This window comes from Nitrobacter vulgaris (assembly GCF_002028545.1).
GTDB classification, from domain to species: domain Bacteria; phylum Pseudomonadota; class Alphaproteobacteria; order Rhizobiales; family Xanthobacteraceae; genus Nitrobacter; species Nitrobacter vulgaris.
This window is the reverse complement of record NZ_MWPQ01000049.1, coordinates 178508-194915: the sequence shown is the minus strand read 5'-3', so window position 1 is coordinate 194915 and position 16408 is coordinate 178508. Positions and strand designations below refer to the sequence as shown.

Sequence of the window (16408 nt, the reverse complement as noted above, 5' to 3'; positions counted from 1 at the left end):
GGGGCTTGCTCCGACCATCGGCGGGACTGTCGAGTCGGAAAAGCCGAAATAGGCCGACCATTACGGGCGGCGGCCGAAACAATCTGACTTTGTCTTTTGAGATGATCTGTCGCGCGAGTCTGACCCGGTGCTCCCTTTCCTTTATTCCGGCTGCCAGTCCCCCAGCACGGTCTGGACAAGGGCGAGGACGGCAACCGCGGCGGTATCCGCCCGCAGGATGCGCGGTCCGAGCGACAGCCGCAGGGTATGGGGTTGGTTGAGCAGGCTTTCCCGCTCGTCTTCAGCGAAGCCGCCTTCGGGACCGACCAGAACGTCGATGCCTTGCGCGCCGCCGCGCATCGGCTCCAGTGTCTGCGCCGGATTTGCCGTCAGAGCGGCCTCGTCGCAGAATACCAGCAGGCGTTCGGGCGCGCGCCGGCTGAGCCAACCATCCAGGGACACCGGCTCCTCCACCGCAGCCAGGCTGAGGATGCCGCATTGCTCGGCGGCTTCGATGACATTGGCGCGCATCCGATCGCCGTTGACGCGCCCGACCTGCGTGAAGCGGGTCAGGAGGGGCTGCAGTGCGCAGACCCCCATCTCCACAGCTTTCTGAACCATGTAGTCGAGCCGGGCATGTTTCAGCGGCGCGAACGCGTAGCGCACGTCTGGCAGGTGGTCCTGTTTCCTCGTCACGGCGACGATTTCAAGATTTTCCGGACGCTTGCGGCCTGAAATTTCTGCGCGCCACTCGCCGTCGTGGCCGTTGAAGACCAGAACGTTTGTCCCGGTCCCAAGGCGCAGGACGTTACCAAGATAGTTACCCTGATTGCGGTTGAGCGGGATTCTGTTGCCCGCCGCAAGCGGTGCATCGACATAGAGCCGGGGACTGCGAAAGTCGGTATGAGGCATGAATGAATCCTGCGCGAGCACTTTACTAGAGCAGGGCGAGGAAAATTGCGTAGCGATTTCCGTTCCCATCAAACCCGATGAACAATTTGCCTTGAACAATGCGGGCTGCGGCATCATTCCGATGGAAAATGTGGGATATTGGGGACGTTGCTGATTGCGGCGCGACCAAGCGTCGCGCTCTCGCCCAATTCGTCGGGTTGTTAGGAATCGGCCGCGATCGTACAAATCGGACATCAAGGCAGGTCGTTTGTTGGTAAAGGTTGGCTTGGGCGTTTGACCCTGCCGGAGGAATGCTGTGATCATTCTGCGCATGATCGTTCCGCTGACGCTCGCGGTTTTCGCTATCGGCACCACGGGCGCGCTCGGTCAAACACCGTTTCCGGCGCCATTGCCTAATAGCTCAACCGGAACGGTCAACGATCCGGCGTTTCCGCCGGTTAACGGGGCGCCCACGCAGAACGCTGCTGCGCCTCAGGACTCGCCGTTTCCCCCCGTCAACGGAACCTCTGCGACGGCAGGCGCGCCCGCTTCATTTCCGTCCGGAGGCGCAGCGCCGGTGGGTAGTTTCGGAGCGCCTGCGCGCCAGCAGGCGGGCCCGCCCGGTGGCGAAGATTGCATGAAGGAATTTATGCCGCTGCGTGAGGCGGCTGAGAAACGGGGCAAGTTGATCCAGACCGCCAGCGCCCGTAAGGCGCCGCCCGACGAAGCCTGCAAATTGATCGGGCAGTATTCGCAGGCGGAAGCCAAGATGATCAAATTCATCGATACGAATTCCCGGAGATGTGGAATTCCCGATAATGTCGGGACGCAGATGCGCAACAACCACAAGGCGACCGAGACGATGGAGCAGAAGGTTTGCGACGTGGCGAAGCAGGCGCAGATGCGCGGCCCGGCCGGCCCGAGCCTCAGCGAGGCTCTGGGGTCGGCATCCGGCGGATTGCCTGAGGCAACCACGCCGAAGAAGGGCGGCAGCACGTTCGATACCTTGAGCGGCAACGCTCTCACACGATGACGGGATTTTGATGAGCGATGCGGCTGCGCGCGTCGCGGACTCGGTCGGCAATTGGGTCGATAGCCGCGCGCCGCTGTGGGCGCGCCCCTATCTCAGGCTGTCGCGGCTGGACCGTCCGATCGGGTCGTGGCTGCTGTTGATACCGTGCCTATGGTCGACGGCGCTGGCTTCGCACCTCGCCCGTGATGTGAGCCAGCTTCCTCTCACGATCGCGCTGTTTCTCATCGGCGCGTTTGCGATGCGCGGCGCTGGCTGCACCTGGAACGATATTACTGACCGCGATCTCGATGCGCGCGTGGAGCGTACGCAGTCGCGCCCTATTCCGGCGGGACAGGTTACGGTGACACAGGCGCTCGTGTTTCTCGTTGTGCAGGCGCTGGTCGGGCTGGTGGTGCTGCTGCAGTTCAACCACTTTGCCATTGCAACGGGAATTGCCTCGCTCCTCATTGTTGCGGCCTATCCTTTCATGAAGCGCATTACCTATTGGCCGCAGGTCGTACTCGGCCTCGCGTTCTCCTGGGGCGCACTGATGGGATTCGCAGTTGTGCTGGGCCGCATCGATGCGGCCGCGCTGGCGCTGTATGCGGGGACGGTCGCATGGGTGATCGGCTATGACACGATCTATGCACATCAGGACGCAGACGACGACGCGTTCATAGGTATCAAGTCCACCGCACTGCTGTTTGGTGAGCGCACGCGCTTAGCGCTGGCGATCTTCTACGGGCTGGCCGTCGTCCTGATCGGCGTTGCCGTGCATCTCGGGGGCGCGCGGTGGCCGGCATGGATCGGCCTTACGGCCTTTGCCGCGCATCTCGCCTGGCAGATCGCCCGGATCGAGATCGGCGACTCCCGGCTCTGCCTGTGGATTTTCAAGTCCAACCGCGATGCAGGACTGTTGTTGTTTGCAGGGTTGCTGGCCAGCGCGTGGCTATAGCCGGGACATGATCCCGAAGCGGTTCTAACGCCCTGCAGTGAACGAATAGAACGAACAGCCGAGGATGCTTTCTCGAACGTTTAGTGTCGCGCGATGATCTCGCGTTCGCCCCGATAGATTGCTGCGGGGTTGAGCAGATCACCGCCGCGCCGCCGCATCAGGAAGGTCGGGCGTCGCCCGCTGATGGTATTGCTCCGTCGCCGACGTGGCGCAGGATCGCGCCTGTCGTCGGCAAGCTGAGGAAGCGCGAGGATCTCGCTCCAGGCTTGCCACGCTACGGCACGTTCATCGGCGTCCTCGGTCACAAGAAGGGGAATGACAAGCGACGGATCGCGGTGAAGCAGCACGAGCGCTCGACCGTCGGCAGTCTCGCGCACGGTGACGCCGATGAATTCGCTGACGCGTACGCTGATTGTCATTTTCATGCCGCGCACCGCGCGGTGCAGCGTCACGCACTCGCGATGAAGTTCGATCTGCCGGATGCCGCCGTCGGCTCGGCTGTCGCGCGCGGCGAAACTGACAGGCAGTGAAAGAGGGTCGAGCCGCAGGCTACGGCTCGACCCAGCGGGATTGATCCCGCCTGTTGCTGTTTGACGCCTCACGGCTTCACTCTCCCCGCCGGAATTATGTTTCCGGTCGATGGGCGAGAGCTTGCCAGAGCGCGGTCCGGATTTGCTTAAAAAGGCTGGTTAATCGAAAATAGCCCGCCTACCATTCGCGCGCATGATTGACAGACCGTTGGCCGACATGCTTGACGGGTTCTTGCCGGGGCGCGGATAATCTTTAATACCCGCTTCATTGAATGCTTGAAGTCCGCGTAGAATAAGCACATCTCATGACGGACCCGCTTGCGCGCCGGTCTTGTCGAAGACCCGGGATTTTATTCGTGATATCTTCACCAAATTCATCGACGGAATCCGTCGTATCCGAGCTGTTCGATCAATCCGCCCTCAGTGAACTCGCCGGGCGACTGGTCGAGGCGGCGAAGCGCGCAGGCGCTGATGATGCGGATGCGGTTGCCGTGCGGGGCGTCTCACAAGGTGTCGAGGTTCGCGACGGCCGCGTCGAGGAATCGGAGCGGTCGGAGGGTGATGACGTTGGACTGCGTGTGCTGGTTGGCAGGCGGCAGGCCACCGTCTCGACCAACGATGTCGGCGGCGATAATGTTGCGAAGCTCGCCGAACGCGCTGTCGCGATGGCGCGCGTCGCGCCCGAGGATCGCTATGTCGGACTCGCCGACCCGTCATTGCTGGCACAAAATTTCCCCGATCTCGATCTGCTCGATCGTGTGATGCCGTCGACGGCGGAACTCGAACGCCGAGCGGTCGAAGCTGAGGCGGCAGGTCTTGCGGTCAAGGGCGTGACCAAATCCGGCGGCGCGTCGGCGTCCACCGGCATCAGCGGCATGGTATTGGTGACGAGCACCGGTTTCCACGGAAGCTATCTGCGTTCGAGCCAGGGCATCTCGATGATGGCGATCGTCGGCGACGGCACCGGCATGGAACGCGATTACGATTTCAGTTCCGCACTTCATGGATCTGATCTCATGTCTCCGGCCAGCATCGGCCGCAGCGCGGGCGAACGCGCGGTAGCGCGCGCCAATCCGCGCAAGGTTGCGACCTGCAAGGTGCCGGTGGTGTTCGATCCTCGCGTCGCGGGCTCGCTGGTCGGCCATGTCGTGAGCGCTGCCAATGGTGCGGCGATCGCGCGCAAGACCAGTTTCCTGAAAGATCGGCTTGGCCAGCAGTTGTTCGCGAAAGGAATCCGGATCGTCGACGATCCATTGCGGATGCGTGGTTTGCGCTCGCAATCCTTCGACGCCGAAGGGGTCGCGACCAAGAAGCTCGCGGTGATCGACGACGGCGTTTTGACGTCATGGCTATTGGATTCAGCGACCGCGCGGGAGCTTGGACTAACCACGACCGGTCACGCCCACCGTGGCGTTTCATCGTCGCCATCGCCGGGATCGTATAACCTGCATCTTGAGGCGGGAGAACTGACGCCGCGCGAATTGATCGCGGACGTCGAACAGGGTTTCTACGTTACCGACCTGATCGGCTCCGGCGTCAACGGCGTGACCGGCGACTATAGTCGCGGCGCTTCCGGATTCTGGATCGAGAACGGCGAGATCACCTATCCAGTCAGTGAGATCACCATTGCCGGGCATCTGATCGAGATGTTCAAATCGCTGACACCTGCCAACGATCTCGCGTTTCGCTACGGCACCAACGCACCGACCGTCCGCATCGAAGGGTTGACTGTTGGTGGGCTCTAAGGGGTCCGATTCTAAACATTCGCATCGCGTTTCAGTGAGCGTTCTTGCGAATGTTGGAGTCAGAGAACCGCTAGAAATTATAAGGTTCGAGCAGGGTTCTGAATTTGACATTCGTATCGGGAGATTGCGGTTCAGGTGAGTAGCGAGTGTCAAATCCACTCCACTAGCGCCGACGGCCGCGCCGACATTTTAGCGCGGGACCGCGCCTTACTGATCGAAACGGTGCGCGAGGCGGGATTGCTGGCGCTTGCGATGCGCCGCACCCAGCTGCGAACCTGGACCAAGGGAGTGTCGTCCCCGGTTTCGGAAGCGGACATCGCCGTTAATGATCTTATTGCCAGCAAGCTGCGCGCGCTTCCGGATTACGGCTGGTTGTCCGAGGAAAGCGCCGACGATCTCTTGCGGCTCGGCAAGAGGAGGGTGTGGATCGTCGATCCGATCGACGGCACGCGCGGCTATCTCGCCGGCCATGACGAATGGTGCGTCAGCGTCGCTCTGGTGGAGAATGTCTCGCCGCTGCTCGCGGCTGTGTTCGCGCCGGCTACGGACGAGTTTTTTCTTGCTGAGCGCGGGCAGGGCACGACCTGCAACGGTCTTCCGGTCGGGGCGACCCACGGCGACGATCTGGATTTTTCAAGAATCGCAGGGCCGAAGCCGCTTCTGGAAAAACTGGACCTGCGGCCGAACGATGCCGCCCTTTGTCCGAGGGTCAGTTCGCTGGCGTTACGACTATGCCGCGTGGCGAACGGCAGAATCGACGCGGCGTTTGCCGGCGGCCAGAGCCACGATTGGGATCTCGCCGCGGCCGATTTGATCGTGAATGAGGCGAATGGTAAAATGACCTCGCTCGGGGGCGAGCCGATCCTCTATAATCGTGCCGAGGTGACGCACGGCGTGTTGGTCGCGGCTGGCCATTCTCGCCACGCGCGCATTCTCGCGCATGTTCGGGATCGTCCGCTGGCATAGGTTGGCTGCTGACTTTGATGGTATTTGCCTGACGGCCGGCGACATAGTAGGACAACGGGCAATGCAGCCAGACAGTCCGCCCCAGCAGTTGCTCCATCTCGTGATCGGAGGCGAACTGACCGATCTCGCGCATACGACCTTCAAGGACCTCGACGAGGTCGAGATCGTCGGCCTTTATCCGAACTACGCATCGGCCCATGCCGTCTGGAAGGCGAAGGCGCAGCAGACGGTTGATAACGCCCACATGCGGTATTTCATCGTGCACCTCCATCGGCTGCTCGATCCTGGTCAAGATACGAAGCCCGCCCATTGAGAAAACTGCTTCGCAATTTGCTGCGCTCCCGCGGGTTTCAGCAGTTCGCAGGCCTTCTGGCCGCGGGCTTTTTATGGCTGGTTTGGCGAACCAACAGGTTCAGCTATGATCCCGAGGATGTTTACGACATAGTCGAGCCGCAGATGCCGGTGATCCTCGCGTTCTGGCATGGACAGCATTTTATGACGCCGTTCATCAAGCGGGCGGAGCATCGCGGCAAAGTTCTGATTTCGCGTCACCGCGACGGCGAGTTTAACGCGCTCGCCGCGGAGAAGCTGGGGATTGAGACCATTCGCGGCTCCGGCGACCACGGCTCCGCATTCAATCGCAAGGGTGGCGTCGGCGCCTTCAAGGAAATGGTCCGTGCACTGGAGGAGGGCTACAACATGGCCCTGACCGCCGATGTGCCGAAGCGCTCGCGGATCGCCGGTCTGGGCATTATCATGCTGGCGCGTGAATCGGGGCGGACCATCATGCCATTTGCAATGGCGACGAGCCGCTTCATCCGCCTGAATAACTGGGATCGCACGACGATTAACCTGCCGTTCGGACGCGGCGCCTTGGTTGGCGGGGAGCCGATTGCGGTTCCTGCCGACGCCGATGCGCAGATGATGGAGATGCTGAGGGTGCGGCTGGAGGCGACATTGAACGATGCGACGCGACGCGCTTACACGAAAGTCGGCCGGCCCGAACTCGAGGCTGGTCCCGAATACGAGGCGGGTCATGCCTAGAGCATGATCCCGAAAAGTGGAATCCGGTTTTCGGATGAGATCATGCTCAATCAAAGGGGTAGGGTTAGATTCTGGTTCAACACAGTTGAATCAGAATCTAGTACCGCCGATTTGAAATTCCTGCACCCCTTGCAGCGGGGTCATCTTCGGGAATTTCAAATCGAAAGCGGTACTAGAATCATAAAGTTGCTGGTACCCTTTGCTTTCCGAGGTTCGTTAAGGGGGTGTTGTGATGTCTCACGAACTTCGGAAAGCGGGTACCAGCCTGCCGGCGACGCTGCGCTTCTATCGCAGACTGTCCGCCGCTGCCGGGCCGCTGACGCCCATTCTTCTGAAGCGGCGTTTGAAACAGGGCAAGGAAGACCCGGCGCGCATCAATGAGCGTCGTGGCATCGCCCGACAGCCCCGCCCCGGAGGCCCGCTGGTCTGGATCCACGGGGCCAGCGTTGGCGAAGTGCTGGCGGCAGCGGCGTTGATTGAGCGGCTGCGCGCGCTCGGAATGGGCATTTTGGTCACGTCGGGCACGGTCACGTCGGCGGCCGTCGCCGCGAAGCGGTTCCCGCCGGATATCATTCACCAGTATATCCCCTACGACTCGCCCCGCTTCGTGGAGCGTTTTCTCGATCATTGGCAACCCGGCCTTGCGCTCTTTATCGAATCAGACTTGTGGCCCAATCTGATTCTGGCTGGTGCTAGGCGCCATATACCGATTGTGCTGATCAACGGGCGGATGTCGCGCCGCTCGTTCCCGCGCTGGCGGCGGGCGTCCCGAACAATCGCTGCGCTGTTGAGCCGGTTCGATATCTGCTTGGTCCAGTCCGAAATCGACGCGGAGCGTTTCACAACACTCGGGGCGCGCAACGTCGTCATCACCGGCAATCTCAAGCTCGACGTACAGGCGCCTCCGGCCGACGACGCCAAGCTGGAACGACTGCTGTTCGTCACCCGCGGCCGTCCGGTGGTGGTGGCGGCCTCGACCCATCCGGGCGAGGAAGAGATGCTGCTCACCGCGCATCGAACGTTGGCCAATCATTTTCCATCGCTGCTGACGGTGATCGTTCCACGCCACCCGGATCGGGGCGAGGCCATCGCCCGGATGGTGGTGGCGTCCGGCGCGCAAGGGACGCGGCGCTCGCTGGAACAATTGCCGACGGCGAGAACGGACATCTATATCGCCGATACCATCGGCGAACTGGGATTGTTCTACCGGCTGGCGCCAATCGTTTTCATGGGGGGGTCGCTGGTGCCGCATGGCGGGCAGAATCCGATTGAGGCAGTCAAGCTCAATGCATCCATTGTGCATGGGCCGCACGTCTTCAACTTCCCAGATGTTTATTACGCGCTCGACCGCGCGGGTGGCGCATGGCGGGTTGACGACGGCGATGCGCTGACGAAGCAGTTTGGCTACCTTCTCAACGATTCCGCGGCCCGCGATGCCGCGGCGGCGGCCGCGACTCAGGTGGTGGAAAGGCTCGGCGGGGCGCTGGATCGCACGCTGACCGCGCTCGAGCCATATCTTCTGCAGTTGCAATTTGAACGACGGGCGGCCGATGCGTGAGCCGGCCTTTTGGCACAGGCAATCATCATTGCTTTCGCGGTTGCTCATGCCTGTTGGCGCGCTTTACGGCGCGATCGCCGCGGGGCGGCTGACACGGACGGGTCTGCGCGCGGGGGTGCCGGTGATCTGTGTCGGAAACTATCATGTCGGCGGCGCGGGCAAGACGCCGACCGTGATGGCGCTGGCTGGCATTCTCCGCTCGCTCGGTGAAACGCCGGTGGTGCTCAGCCGCGGCTATGGCGGACGGCTGCACGGCCCGGTGCACGTCGATCCGCACCGACATGCGGCTGCCGATGTCGGCGATGAGCCGTTGATGATGGCACGGACGATCCCTGTGATCGTGTCACGGCAACGGAGGGCGGGCGTCGCGCCGGCCCGCGCGTTGGCGGCCAGCGTGATCTTGATGGACGATGGCTTTCAGAACCCGGCGCTCGCGAAGGATATCTCGCTGATCGTGATCGATGGCGATCGCGGCCTCGGTAACGGCCAGGTTTTTCCGGCCGGACCGCTGCGGGCGCCGCTGCCGCCCCAACTGGCCCGCACCGATGCGCTGGTGATCGTCGGCATTGGTGCCGCCGCGGACGAAGTTGCAGCACGTGTGAAGGTGCGGGGAGGACCTGTATTTCGGGCACGGGTTGTTCCGGATGACGCTTCGATTGCGGCCCTTCGCGGCAGACGTGTCCTAGCCTTTGCTGGAATCGGCGATCCCTCGCGGTTCTTCCGCAGTCTGCGGGCCTGCGGCGTCGATGTGGTGACAGAGCGTGCGTTCGCGGATCATTATCCGTTTTCGCAACGCGACGTAGCCGAGCTACAAGCCGCTGGCGAGCAGGATGGTTTAACGTTGGTGACGACGGAAAAAGATCTGGCGCGGCTGCGCAATAGTGAAAGTCTGGCCGCGTTCGCGCAGACCGTCGTACCCTTCGCAGTCAGGCTTGCCTTTGACGATGAACCGTTGTTGCGGTCGTTTCTGACCGACAGGCTCAACCGTGCGCGGCGATAGGGCGTTTTCGAGCGAAGCGGATACCGGTTCGCGTGAAGAAAACGCGTCGAACGCAAATCATAGAGTCCGCTACTGATTCCATCAGAAGCGGGTTCTATGGTTATGAGGACGTCTTGAATGCGCCCGGGTAATGGCGCTGCAAGACTGCGCTCGGGAGAGCGTAGGCTTCCTGCAGGTCGACACTCCAGTATTTTAGCTCGTCGAGTGGAATGCGAGCGTCGGTGACAGCGCAACGGACGTAGGTTCCCGGCGAAATCACCCGGAAATCGCCATCGAGATACTGCACACGCGCTTCGCTCTGACTGGATTGGCCAAATTTATTCAGCACTGCTTCTCTCCAGGATCACAATATTTCATTGCTATCCGGCCGCCTTTCGGAGTTCGGTCCCATCAGTAGCATATTGGACCATGCGGCAACATACACCAGCCTGCTGCCGGCGCTCACGCTTCAATTTGGCGAATGATCCTTTTAGAAAAGATTTCCTTGATCGGCAGGCTTGGTTGCGCGCCTGCTGGATGCCGGTCTGGGCTGGCTCTTGGGGCTCGACCCTGGGCTGGATGATGTCGCTGCGGTTCGATTGACGTCGGAGGTTGCGTTCACCTGTCCGTCAGCGAATTCCAGCGTGAGTCGTGCGCCGGAACCGACCGCCGCTGCGGACCGCAGGGCGCGTCCGGCGTCGTCGCGAACCAGCACGAAGCCCCGCGCGAGCACGCCCCGATAGGAGACCGCCGCCAGCAACTTGGCCGAATGCGTCATGCGCGTCTCATGCTGCTGTAGCAAGGTGACGAGCGCTCGTCGCGCGCGCTCGAAAAGCCGCTGGGTGCGCTCGTCGTCGCGCGTGATCCGATCGCGCTGCGCTTGGGCGTTGGCGAATCTTGACGTCCTGAGCCGGACGGCCAGTCCCGCGAAGCGGTCGCGGCGGTGACGCAGCCCGACCTGCGTGCAGTGTGAGAGCCTCGCGCTGGTTGCGGCGACGGATTGTTTTGCGTGGGCCACCTGAGAGCGCAGCACGCGCAGCGTGAGTCCGCCGGAAATCCGCGTGAAGCGGCGATGATGCACGTTCGTGCTTGCGCGCAAGGCGCGCGGTAGCGCTGCCGCGGCGCTGTCAACCTTCTGGCGGGGAATGGCGAGCAGCTCGCTCGCCCCTGGTAGCGCGCGGGCGGCGGAGCGCAATTCGGTCCGCCGGTCGTCGTGACCTCGTTTCCACGCGACGAGGGCGCGGGCCGCGAGGCTAGAGACTTCGACCACCAGATCAGACCGGACCGGCACTGCCATTTCGGCGGCCGCAGTCGGTGTTGGCGCCCGCTGATCGGCGGCGAAGTCGATCAGCGTCACGTCGGTCTCGTGACCCACCGCCGAGATCAGCGGGATCATGCTGCCGGCTGCGGCGCGGACCACGATTTCCTCGTTGAACGACCAGAGGTCTTCGAGCGAGCCGCCGCCGCGCGCGACGATCAGGAGATCGGGGCGCGGAATGTGTCCGCCGTCCGGCAGCGCATTGAATCCGTCGATGGCGGCGGCAATCTGTTCCGCCGAGCCTTCGCCCTGCACCCGCACCGGCCATACCAGCACCCGGCGAGGAAAACGATCCTCCAGTCGATGCAGGATGTCGCGGATCACTGCGCCGGTCGGGGAGGTCACCACCCCAATGACCTCAGGCAGCCAGGGAAGCAACTGCTTGCGGGCTTCATCGAATAGTCCTTCCGCCGCGAGCTTCTTCTTGCGCTCCTCCATCAGCGCCATCAGCGCGCCGATTCCGGCAGGCTCGATCGCCTCGATCACGATCTGGTATTTCGACGAGCCCGGATAGGTGGTCAGCTTGCCGGTGGCGATGACTTCTAGACCCTCCTGCGGCTTGAACCGCATTCGGCCGTGGACACCTTTCCAGATCACCGCCTCGATCTTGGCGCTTTCGTCCTTCAGCGCGAAATAGCAATGGCCCGAAGCGTGCGGCCCGCGAAAGCCGGATATCTCACCGCGAACCCGCACATGGCCGTAAGTGTCCTCCACGGTGCGTTTCAGCGCCGAGGACAACTCGGAGACGGTATATTCCGGCGAGTTCGCCAAAAGCTGTGCTGGGTTTGCGGGCATCAGGCTCACTTCTGTTGCTCGTCCGCATTACCATGCTAAACCGCTTGGAAACCACACGAAAGGCTGGATCGGCGGTCGTTCATGAACATTCTTCTGCTTGGTTCCGGCGGCCGCGAACATGCGCTGGCCTGGAAAATCGCCGGTTCGCCGCTGCTGACGAAACTCTGGTGCGCGCCGGGGAATGCCGGGATCGCGCGCGAGGCCGAATGCGTGGTGCTCGATATCGCGGACCATGCCGCGGTGATCGCGTTCTGCAAGACCAACAAGGTTGATCTGGTGGTGGTCGGTCCGGAAGCGCCACTCGCCGCAGGTATTGTCGACGATCTCGCGACTGCGGGCATCAAGGGGTTCGGCCCCTGCAAAGCCGCCGCGCAGCTCGAAAGCTCGAAGGGCTTCACCAAGGATATCTGCAACGCCAACAGCATTCCGACAGCGGCCTATGGACGCTTCGACGATGCCGCGGCGGCGAAGAGCTATATCCACGCGCAGGGCGCACCGGTCGTCATCAAGGCCGACGGGCTTGCAGCCGGCAAGGGTGTCGTGGTCGCGACGACGCTGGACGAGGCGCTGGCGGCGGTCGACATGATGTTCGAGGGCGGCTTCGGCGCCGCCGGCGCTCAGATCGTGGTCGAGGAGTTCCTGCGTGGCGAGGAGGCTTCGTTCTTCGCGCTGTGCGACGGCGAACACGCGCTGGCGCTGGCGACGGCGCAGGACCACAAGCGTGCGTTCGATGGCGACCAAGGGCCGAACACCGGCGGGATGGGCGCTTATTCGCCGGCGCCCGTGATGACCACCGAGATGTGCCGCCGCACCATGGATGAGATCATCGTTCCAACATTGCGCGCCATGCGGGAAAAAGGCGCGCCTTTCAAGGGCGTGCTGTTTGCCGGCCTGATGATCACGGAACAGGGACCGAAACTGATCGAGTACAACGTCCGTTTCGGCGATCCGGAATGCCAGGTGCTGATGCTGCGGATGATGTCGGACATCGTGCCGGCGCTATTCGCGGTCTGTGACGGACAGTTGAAGCATTTCGATCTGCGCTGGTTTCCCGATCCGGCATTGACGGTGGTGATGGCGGCGAAGGGTTATCCCGGCAATTACGCGAAGGGGACGCGCATTGAGGGACTCGACGATGCCGCCAAGGTTGAGGGCGTGGAGATTTTTCATGCAGGAACCAGGGAAGAGGACGGGCAGATTCTCGCGGGTGGCGGTCGCGTCCTGAACGTCTGCGCGTCAGGCAAGACCGTCGCGGAGGCGCAAGCCCACGCTTATGAGGCGGTCGATCGCATCAAATGGCCTGAGGGTTTCTGCCGCCGTGACATCGGCCTTCGGGCGGTGGCGCGGGAGAGGGGCTGATAGATGCGAATCTTTACCGCCGCGCCTTGAAGAAATCCCGCAGCAGCGCCGCCGCCTGGTTTTCGCCGACGGACGGATACACCTCCGGCCGATGATGGCAGGTCGGCGCGGCAAAGAATCGCACGCCGGACTCCACCGCGCCGCCTTTGGGGTCTCCTGCGCCGTAATAGAGTCGCCGAATCCGCGCGAACGAGATCGCCGCCGCGCACATCGTGCAGGGTTCCAGCGTCACATAGAGATCGCAGTCCGTCAGTCGTTCGCTGCCGAGAATGCGCGCGGCGGCCCGGAGGGCCAGAACTTCGGCATGGGCGGTGGGGTCGCGATCGATCAGGGTGCGGTTTCCTGCCGATGCAATGACTTCATTTCCCCGCACGATCACGCAGCCGATCGGCACTTCCCCTGCTTTGCCCGCCTTTTCGGCGGCTCCGAGCGCCATGTCCATGAAAGATGGTGCGGTCATGCCTCGTATCCCGCCGCGAACCCTGTTAAGAGGCGCTCTCACTCAGTCGGACCTTGTGCCCGTAGCGAGATCATTCATGCCCCGCGATAACGATAAAGACAATGCGCGCCCGCGCGGCCGGCGTGATCGGCCCTCCGGCGGCAAGGACAAGCCCAAGAGCCGATCCGGCGTGGCGCGCGGTCCGGAAAAGAAGCTCGCCAAGCGCGGCTTGGCTGGCAAGTCCGACAGAGGCGAAGGTGACAAGCGGCCCTATGCCGGCAAATCCGATGGCGCGAAGCCTTCTGGCAAGAAGTCCTATGCCAGGAAGCCGTATGCGGGCGCGGGCAAGCGTGAGGATGGTGAGACCGCGCGGCCTCGGTTCAATCGCGACGACGGCGGCGCGAAGCGTTCCTACACGCCGCGCGGGGATTCACCTCGCGGCGAGCGCTCAGCCTTCAAACGTGACGATCGCGCGCGTGACAGTGGCGACACACGTCCTGCAGGCCGTTTTGCCGATAAGAAATTTGGCGAGAAGCGTCCCTACACCCCACGCGGCGAGGGTTTTCGGAAAGACGGCGACCGTCCGCAGCGTGCGCGGCCGCAAGGTGATCGGCCTTATAGCGCGCGTCCGCCGCGCGAGGGTGGCGGCGAGAAACGTCCGTATACGCCGCGCGGAGATCGCCCCTTCGGCGACAAGAAGTTTTCACGCGGGACACCCGACCGCGGCTCGCGTGGACCGCGCAAAGAGTTTGGTGACCGTGAGGGCCGCGACAGGGGTGACGAAAAGCCGTGGCAGAAGCGCGACGCCGGCCCGCGCGATGATCGCGGCGGCGCAGGGCGTCCACGATTTTCGAAACCACGCGAGGATCGCCCTGAGCGCGCTGCGGGTGCCGATCGCGGTCCTCGCAAGTTTGACCGTCCTCAAGGCGATCGTCCGCGTTATGATCGCTACTCCGATGATCGTCCGCGCTTCGATCGCCCGCGACAGGATCGTCCCGACGGCGACCGTCCTCGTGGTGCCCGCAATGCCTGGCAGGAGCGGCCACGCCGCGACGATGGCGAGGATCGTCCCCGTCGCAGTGATCGCGACGATCGCCCGCGTCGTGACAATGAGGACGACAGCAAGGTTTTCGCAAAACGTCCGGCGTTCGGGGGACGCGGCGCCTATCGTGAACGCAAGCCTGACGACGACCGGCGCGGTACACGGCCCGAGCCAAAGCCAAAGAAAGCCGGCGAACGCATCGCCAAAGTGATCTCGCGCGCGGGCCTCGCCTCGCGCCGCGACGCTGAGGAATGGGTCACGCAAGGTCGCGTCGCCGTCAACGGCCGCGTCATCAATTCGCCAGCGCTTGATGTGACCTCGCGCGACGTCATCACGGTTGATGGCCAGCCGTTGCCGGAGCGCGAGCGCACGCGGCTGTTCTTGTATCACAAGCCGCGCGGACTAATGACGACCCACGCCGATCCCGAAGGTCGGCCGACCGTATTCGACAACCTGCCCGAAGGTTTGCCGCGTCTGATCAGTGTTGGCCGGCTCGATTTCAACACCGAAGGACTGCTACTGCTGACAAACGACGGCGGCCTGGCACGCGCGTTGGAACTGCCCGACACTGGCTGGCTGCGGCGCTATCGTGTTCGCGCCCATGGTGAGGTGACGCAGGCTCAGCTTGATCAGTTGAAAAACGGCGTCGAGGTCGATGGCGTCAAGTATGGTTCGATCGACGCCACGCTGGAACGCGATCAGGGTGCCAACGTGTGGCTGACTTTTGCGATCCGCGAGGGCAAGAATCGTGAAGTGCGCAATGTGATGGCGCATCTCGGGCTTGAAGTGAACCGGCTGATCCGCATCTCCTACGGGCCGTTCCAGCTTGCCGAGATCGCGGAAGGTGAGGTGGAGGAGGTCAAGACCCGCGTGCTGCGTGAACAGCTTGGTGAGAAGATTGCCGCGCTCGCCAACGCGAATTTCGCAGGCGCGGCCGCCGAAGCCGACACCGAACCAAAGCTCGGCCGCGACGGTACACCGTTGCGCAGCAAGAAAGACAACAAGGCAAGAACCAAGCGCGCGGTGATCGCGGATCGCAAGGGCCGCAGCGTCGTGGTGCAGCGGACCGGCAGCGATGAGGCGCGGGCGCGCAACGAATCTGAGGCCAATGGCTACGGTCCGCCTCGCCGGCCGAAGCGCGGCTATCACGGCAAGCGCGATCTGACGCCGCGGGACTGATCGATGCGCGTCGTCGGCGGGCGGCTGAAAGGCCGCAATCTCGCATCGCCATCAACACAACAGATCCGGCCAACGGCCGATCGGCTGCGTGAGTCGCTGTTCAACATCCTCGTTCATGCCTATGACGATCCGGTCGCGGATGCGCGCGTGCTTGATCTGTTTGCGGGCACCGGTGCGATCGGCATCGAAGCGGCGTCGCGAGGAGCGAAGTTCACGCTGTTCGTCGATAACGGCGCCGAGGCGCGCGCGCTGCTCCGCAACAACGTCGAGGCGCTCGGGCTCGGTGGCGTGACGAAGGTCTATCGCCGCGATGCGACCAATCTCGGGCCTGCGCATCCCCTCACACCGTTCTCGCTGGTGTTTCTCGATCCCCCGTACAGGATGCAGCTTGCCGACAAGGCGCTCGTCTCGTTGCGCGATGGAGGCTGGCTGACCGACAAGGCGCTGCTCGTTGTCGAGGAGGCCAAGGCCGCGGGCTTCGCCGCGCCAGAGGGATTTGAGCAACTCGAGCGGCGCGCCTATGACGACACCGAGTTCGTGTTCCTGCGGAGCACATGACTGTTGCCCGAAGCGCAGGCTTGGTTGAGTGTGCAGTCCGCCCGCCGCATCGCTATATT

General features: G+C 63.0%; 17 protein-coding genes. 12 read left to right on the top strand and 5 right to left on the bottom strand.

Annotated features, from left to right (window positions below):
* Positions 1–141 precede the first annotated feature (141 nt).
* On the bottom strand, positions 142–891 hold the full coding sequence (locus tag B2M20_RS13740; RefSeq protein ID WP_079447696.1) for a 16S rRNA (uracil(1498)-N(3))-methyltransferase: 750 nt from the start codon (positions 889–891) through the stop codon (positions 142–144).
* Between B2M20_RS13740 and B2M20_RS19585 the strand changes: the two genes are divergently transcribed.
* From B2M20_RS19585 to ubiA, 3 genes are all read left to right on the top strand, one after another.
* A complete protein-coding gene (locus B2M20_RS19585; protein WP_158081542.1) occupies positions 890–1045 on the top strand; it encodes a hypothetical protein in 156 nt (51 codons plus the stop codon). The genes B2M20_RS13740 and B2M20_RS19585 overlap by 2 nt on opposite strands.
* A 144-nt stretch (positions 1046–1189) precedes the next feature.
* Positions 1190–1903, top strand: coding sequence for a hypothetical protein (locus B2M20_RS13735; protein ID WP_079447695.1), 714 nt, complete (start codon positions 1190–1192; stop codon positions 1901–1903).
* Between the two features lie 10 nt (positions 1904–1913).
* A complete protein-coding gene (gene ubiA, locus B2M20_RS13730; RefSeq protein WP_079447584.1) occupies positions 1914–2837 on the top strand; it encodes a 4-hydroxybenzoate octaprenyltransferase in 924 nt (307 codons plus the stop codon).
* Positions 2838–2917: 80 nt separating this feature from the next.
* On the opposite strand, the gene B2M20_RS13725 is transcribed toward ubiA, so the two are convergent.
* Positions 2918–3439 carry a DUF6101 family protein gene (locus tag B2M20_RS13725; protein WP_079447583.1) on the bottom strand — a complete coding sequence of 174 codons (522 nt, stop codon included), beginning with the start codon at positions 3437–3439 and terminating at the stop codon, positions 2918–2920.
* 284 nt (positions 3440–3723) lie between these two features.
* Between B2M20_RS13725 and B2M20_RS13720 the strand changes: the two genes are divergently transcribed.
* The 6 genes from B2M20_RS13720 to lpxK all read left to right on the top strand — a co-directional run bounded on the left by B2M20_RS13720 (position 3724) and on the right by lpxK (position 9680).
* Positions 3724–5112, top strand: coding sequence for a TldD/PmbA family protein (locus B2M20_RS13720; protein WP_079447582.1), 1389 nt, complete (start codon positions 3724–3726; stop codon positions 5110–5112).
* Positions 5113–5247: 135 nt separating this feature from the next.
* A complete protein-coding gene (locus B2M20_RS13715; protein ID WP_244553518.1) occupies positions 5248–6078 on the top strand; it encodes a 3'(2'),5'-bisphosphate nucleotidase CysQ in 831 nt (276 codons plus the stop codon).
* A 61-nt stretch (positions 6079–6139) separates the two neighbouring features.
* Complete coding sequence (locus tag B2M20_RS13710) at positions 6140–6391, top strand: DUF4170 domain-containing protein (RefSeq protein ID WP_079447581.1); 252 nt, start codon at positions 6140–6142, stop codon at positions 6389–6391.
* The gene (locus tag B2M20_RS13705; protein WP_079447580.1) at positions 6388–7122 is read left to right on the top strand and encodes a lysophospholipid acyltransferase family protein; all 735 of its coding nucleotides are present in this window, start codon (positions 6388–6390) and stop codon (positions 7120–7122) included. Before B2M20_RS13710 ends, B2M20_RS13705 begins: the two co-directional genes overlap by 4 nt.
* A gap of 232 nt (positions 7123–7354) precedes the next feature.
* Complete coding sequence (locus tag B2M20_RS13700) at positions 7355–8680, top strand: 3-deoxy-D-manno-octulosonic acid transferase (protein ID WP_079447579.1); 1326 nt, start codon at positions 7355–7357, stop codon at positions 8678–8680.
* Positions 8673–9680: a tetraacyldisaccharide 4'-kinase gene (gene lpxK / locus B2M20_RS13695; protein ID WP_079447578.1), complete on the top strand. Its 1008-nt coding sequence runs from the start codon at positions 8673–8675 to the stop codon at positions 9678–9680. Before B2M20_RS13700 ends, lpxK begins: the two co-directional genes overlap by 8 nt.
* 100 nt (positions 9681–9780) lie before the next feature.
* Here the strand turns inward: lpxK and B2M20_RS13690 are convergent, their stop codons facing one another.
* The gene (locus tag B2M20_RS13690; protein WP_079447577.1) at positions 9781–10008 is read right to left on the bottom strand and encodes a DUF2093 domain-containing protein; all 228 of its coding nucleotides are present in this window, start codon (positions 10006–10008) and stop codon (positions 9781–9783) included.
* A gap of 141 nt (positions 10009–10149) precedes the next feature.
* Entirely contained in the window at positions 10150–11772 is a 1623-nt protein-coding gene (gene xseA / locus B2M20_RS13685; protein WP_079447693.1) for an exodeoxyribonuclease VII large subunit, read from the bottom strand.
* Between the two features lie 81 nt (positions 11773–11853).
* Here xseA and purD point away from each other — a divergent pair, with 81 nt between their 5' ends.
* A complete protein-coding gene (purD, locus tag B2M20_RS13680) occupies positions 11854–13131 on the top strand; it encodes a phosphoribosylamine--glycine ligase (protein WP_079447576.1) in 1278 nt (425 codons plus the stop codon).
* Positions 13132–13144: 13 nt separating this feature from the next.
* Here the strand turns inward: purD and B2M20_RS13675 are convergent, their stop codons facing one another.
* Positions 13145–13591, bottom strand: a complete 447-nt coding sequence (locus B2M20_RS13675; RefSeq protein ID WP_079447575.1) for a nucleoside deaminase — start codon at positions 13589–13591, stop codon at positions 13145–13147.
* 76 nt (positions 13592–13667) lie between these two features.
* Here B2M20_RS13675 and B2M20_RS13670 point away from each other — a divergent pair, with 76 nt between their 5' ends.
* Positions 13668–15791: a pseudouridine synthase gene (locus tag B2M20_RS13670; protein WP_079447574.1), complete on the top strand. Its 2124-nt coding sequence runs from the start codon at positions 13668–13670 to the stop codon at positions 15789–15791.
* A 3-nt stretch (positions 15792–15794) separates the two neighbouring features.
* Positions 15795–16349, top strand: coding sequence for a 16S rRNA (guanine(966)-N(2))-methyltransferase RsmD (gene rsmD / locus B2M20_RS13665; protein WP_079447573.1), 555 nt, complete (start codon positions 15795–15797; stop codon positions 16347–16349).
* Positions 16350–16408 lie beyond the last annotated feature (59 nt).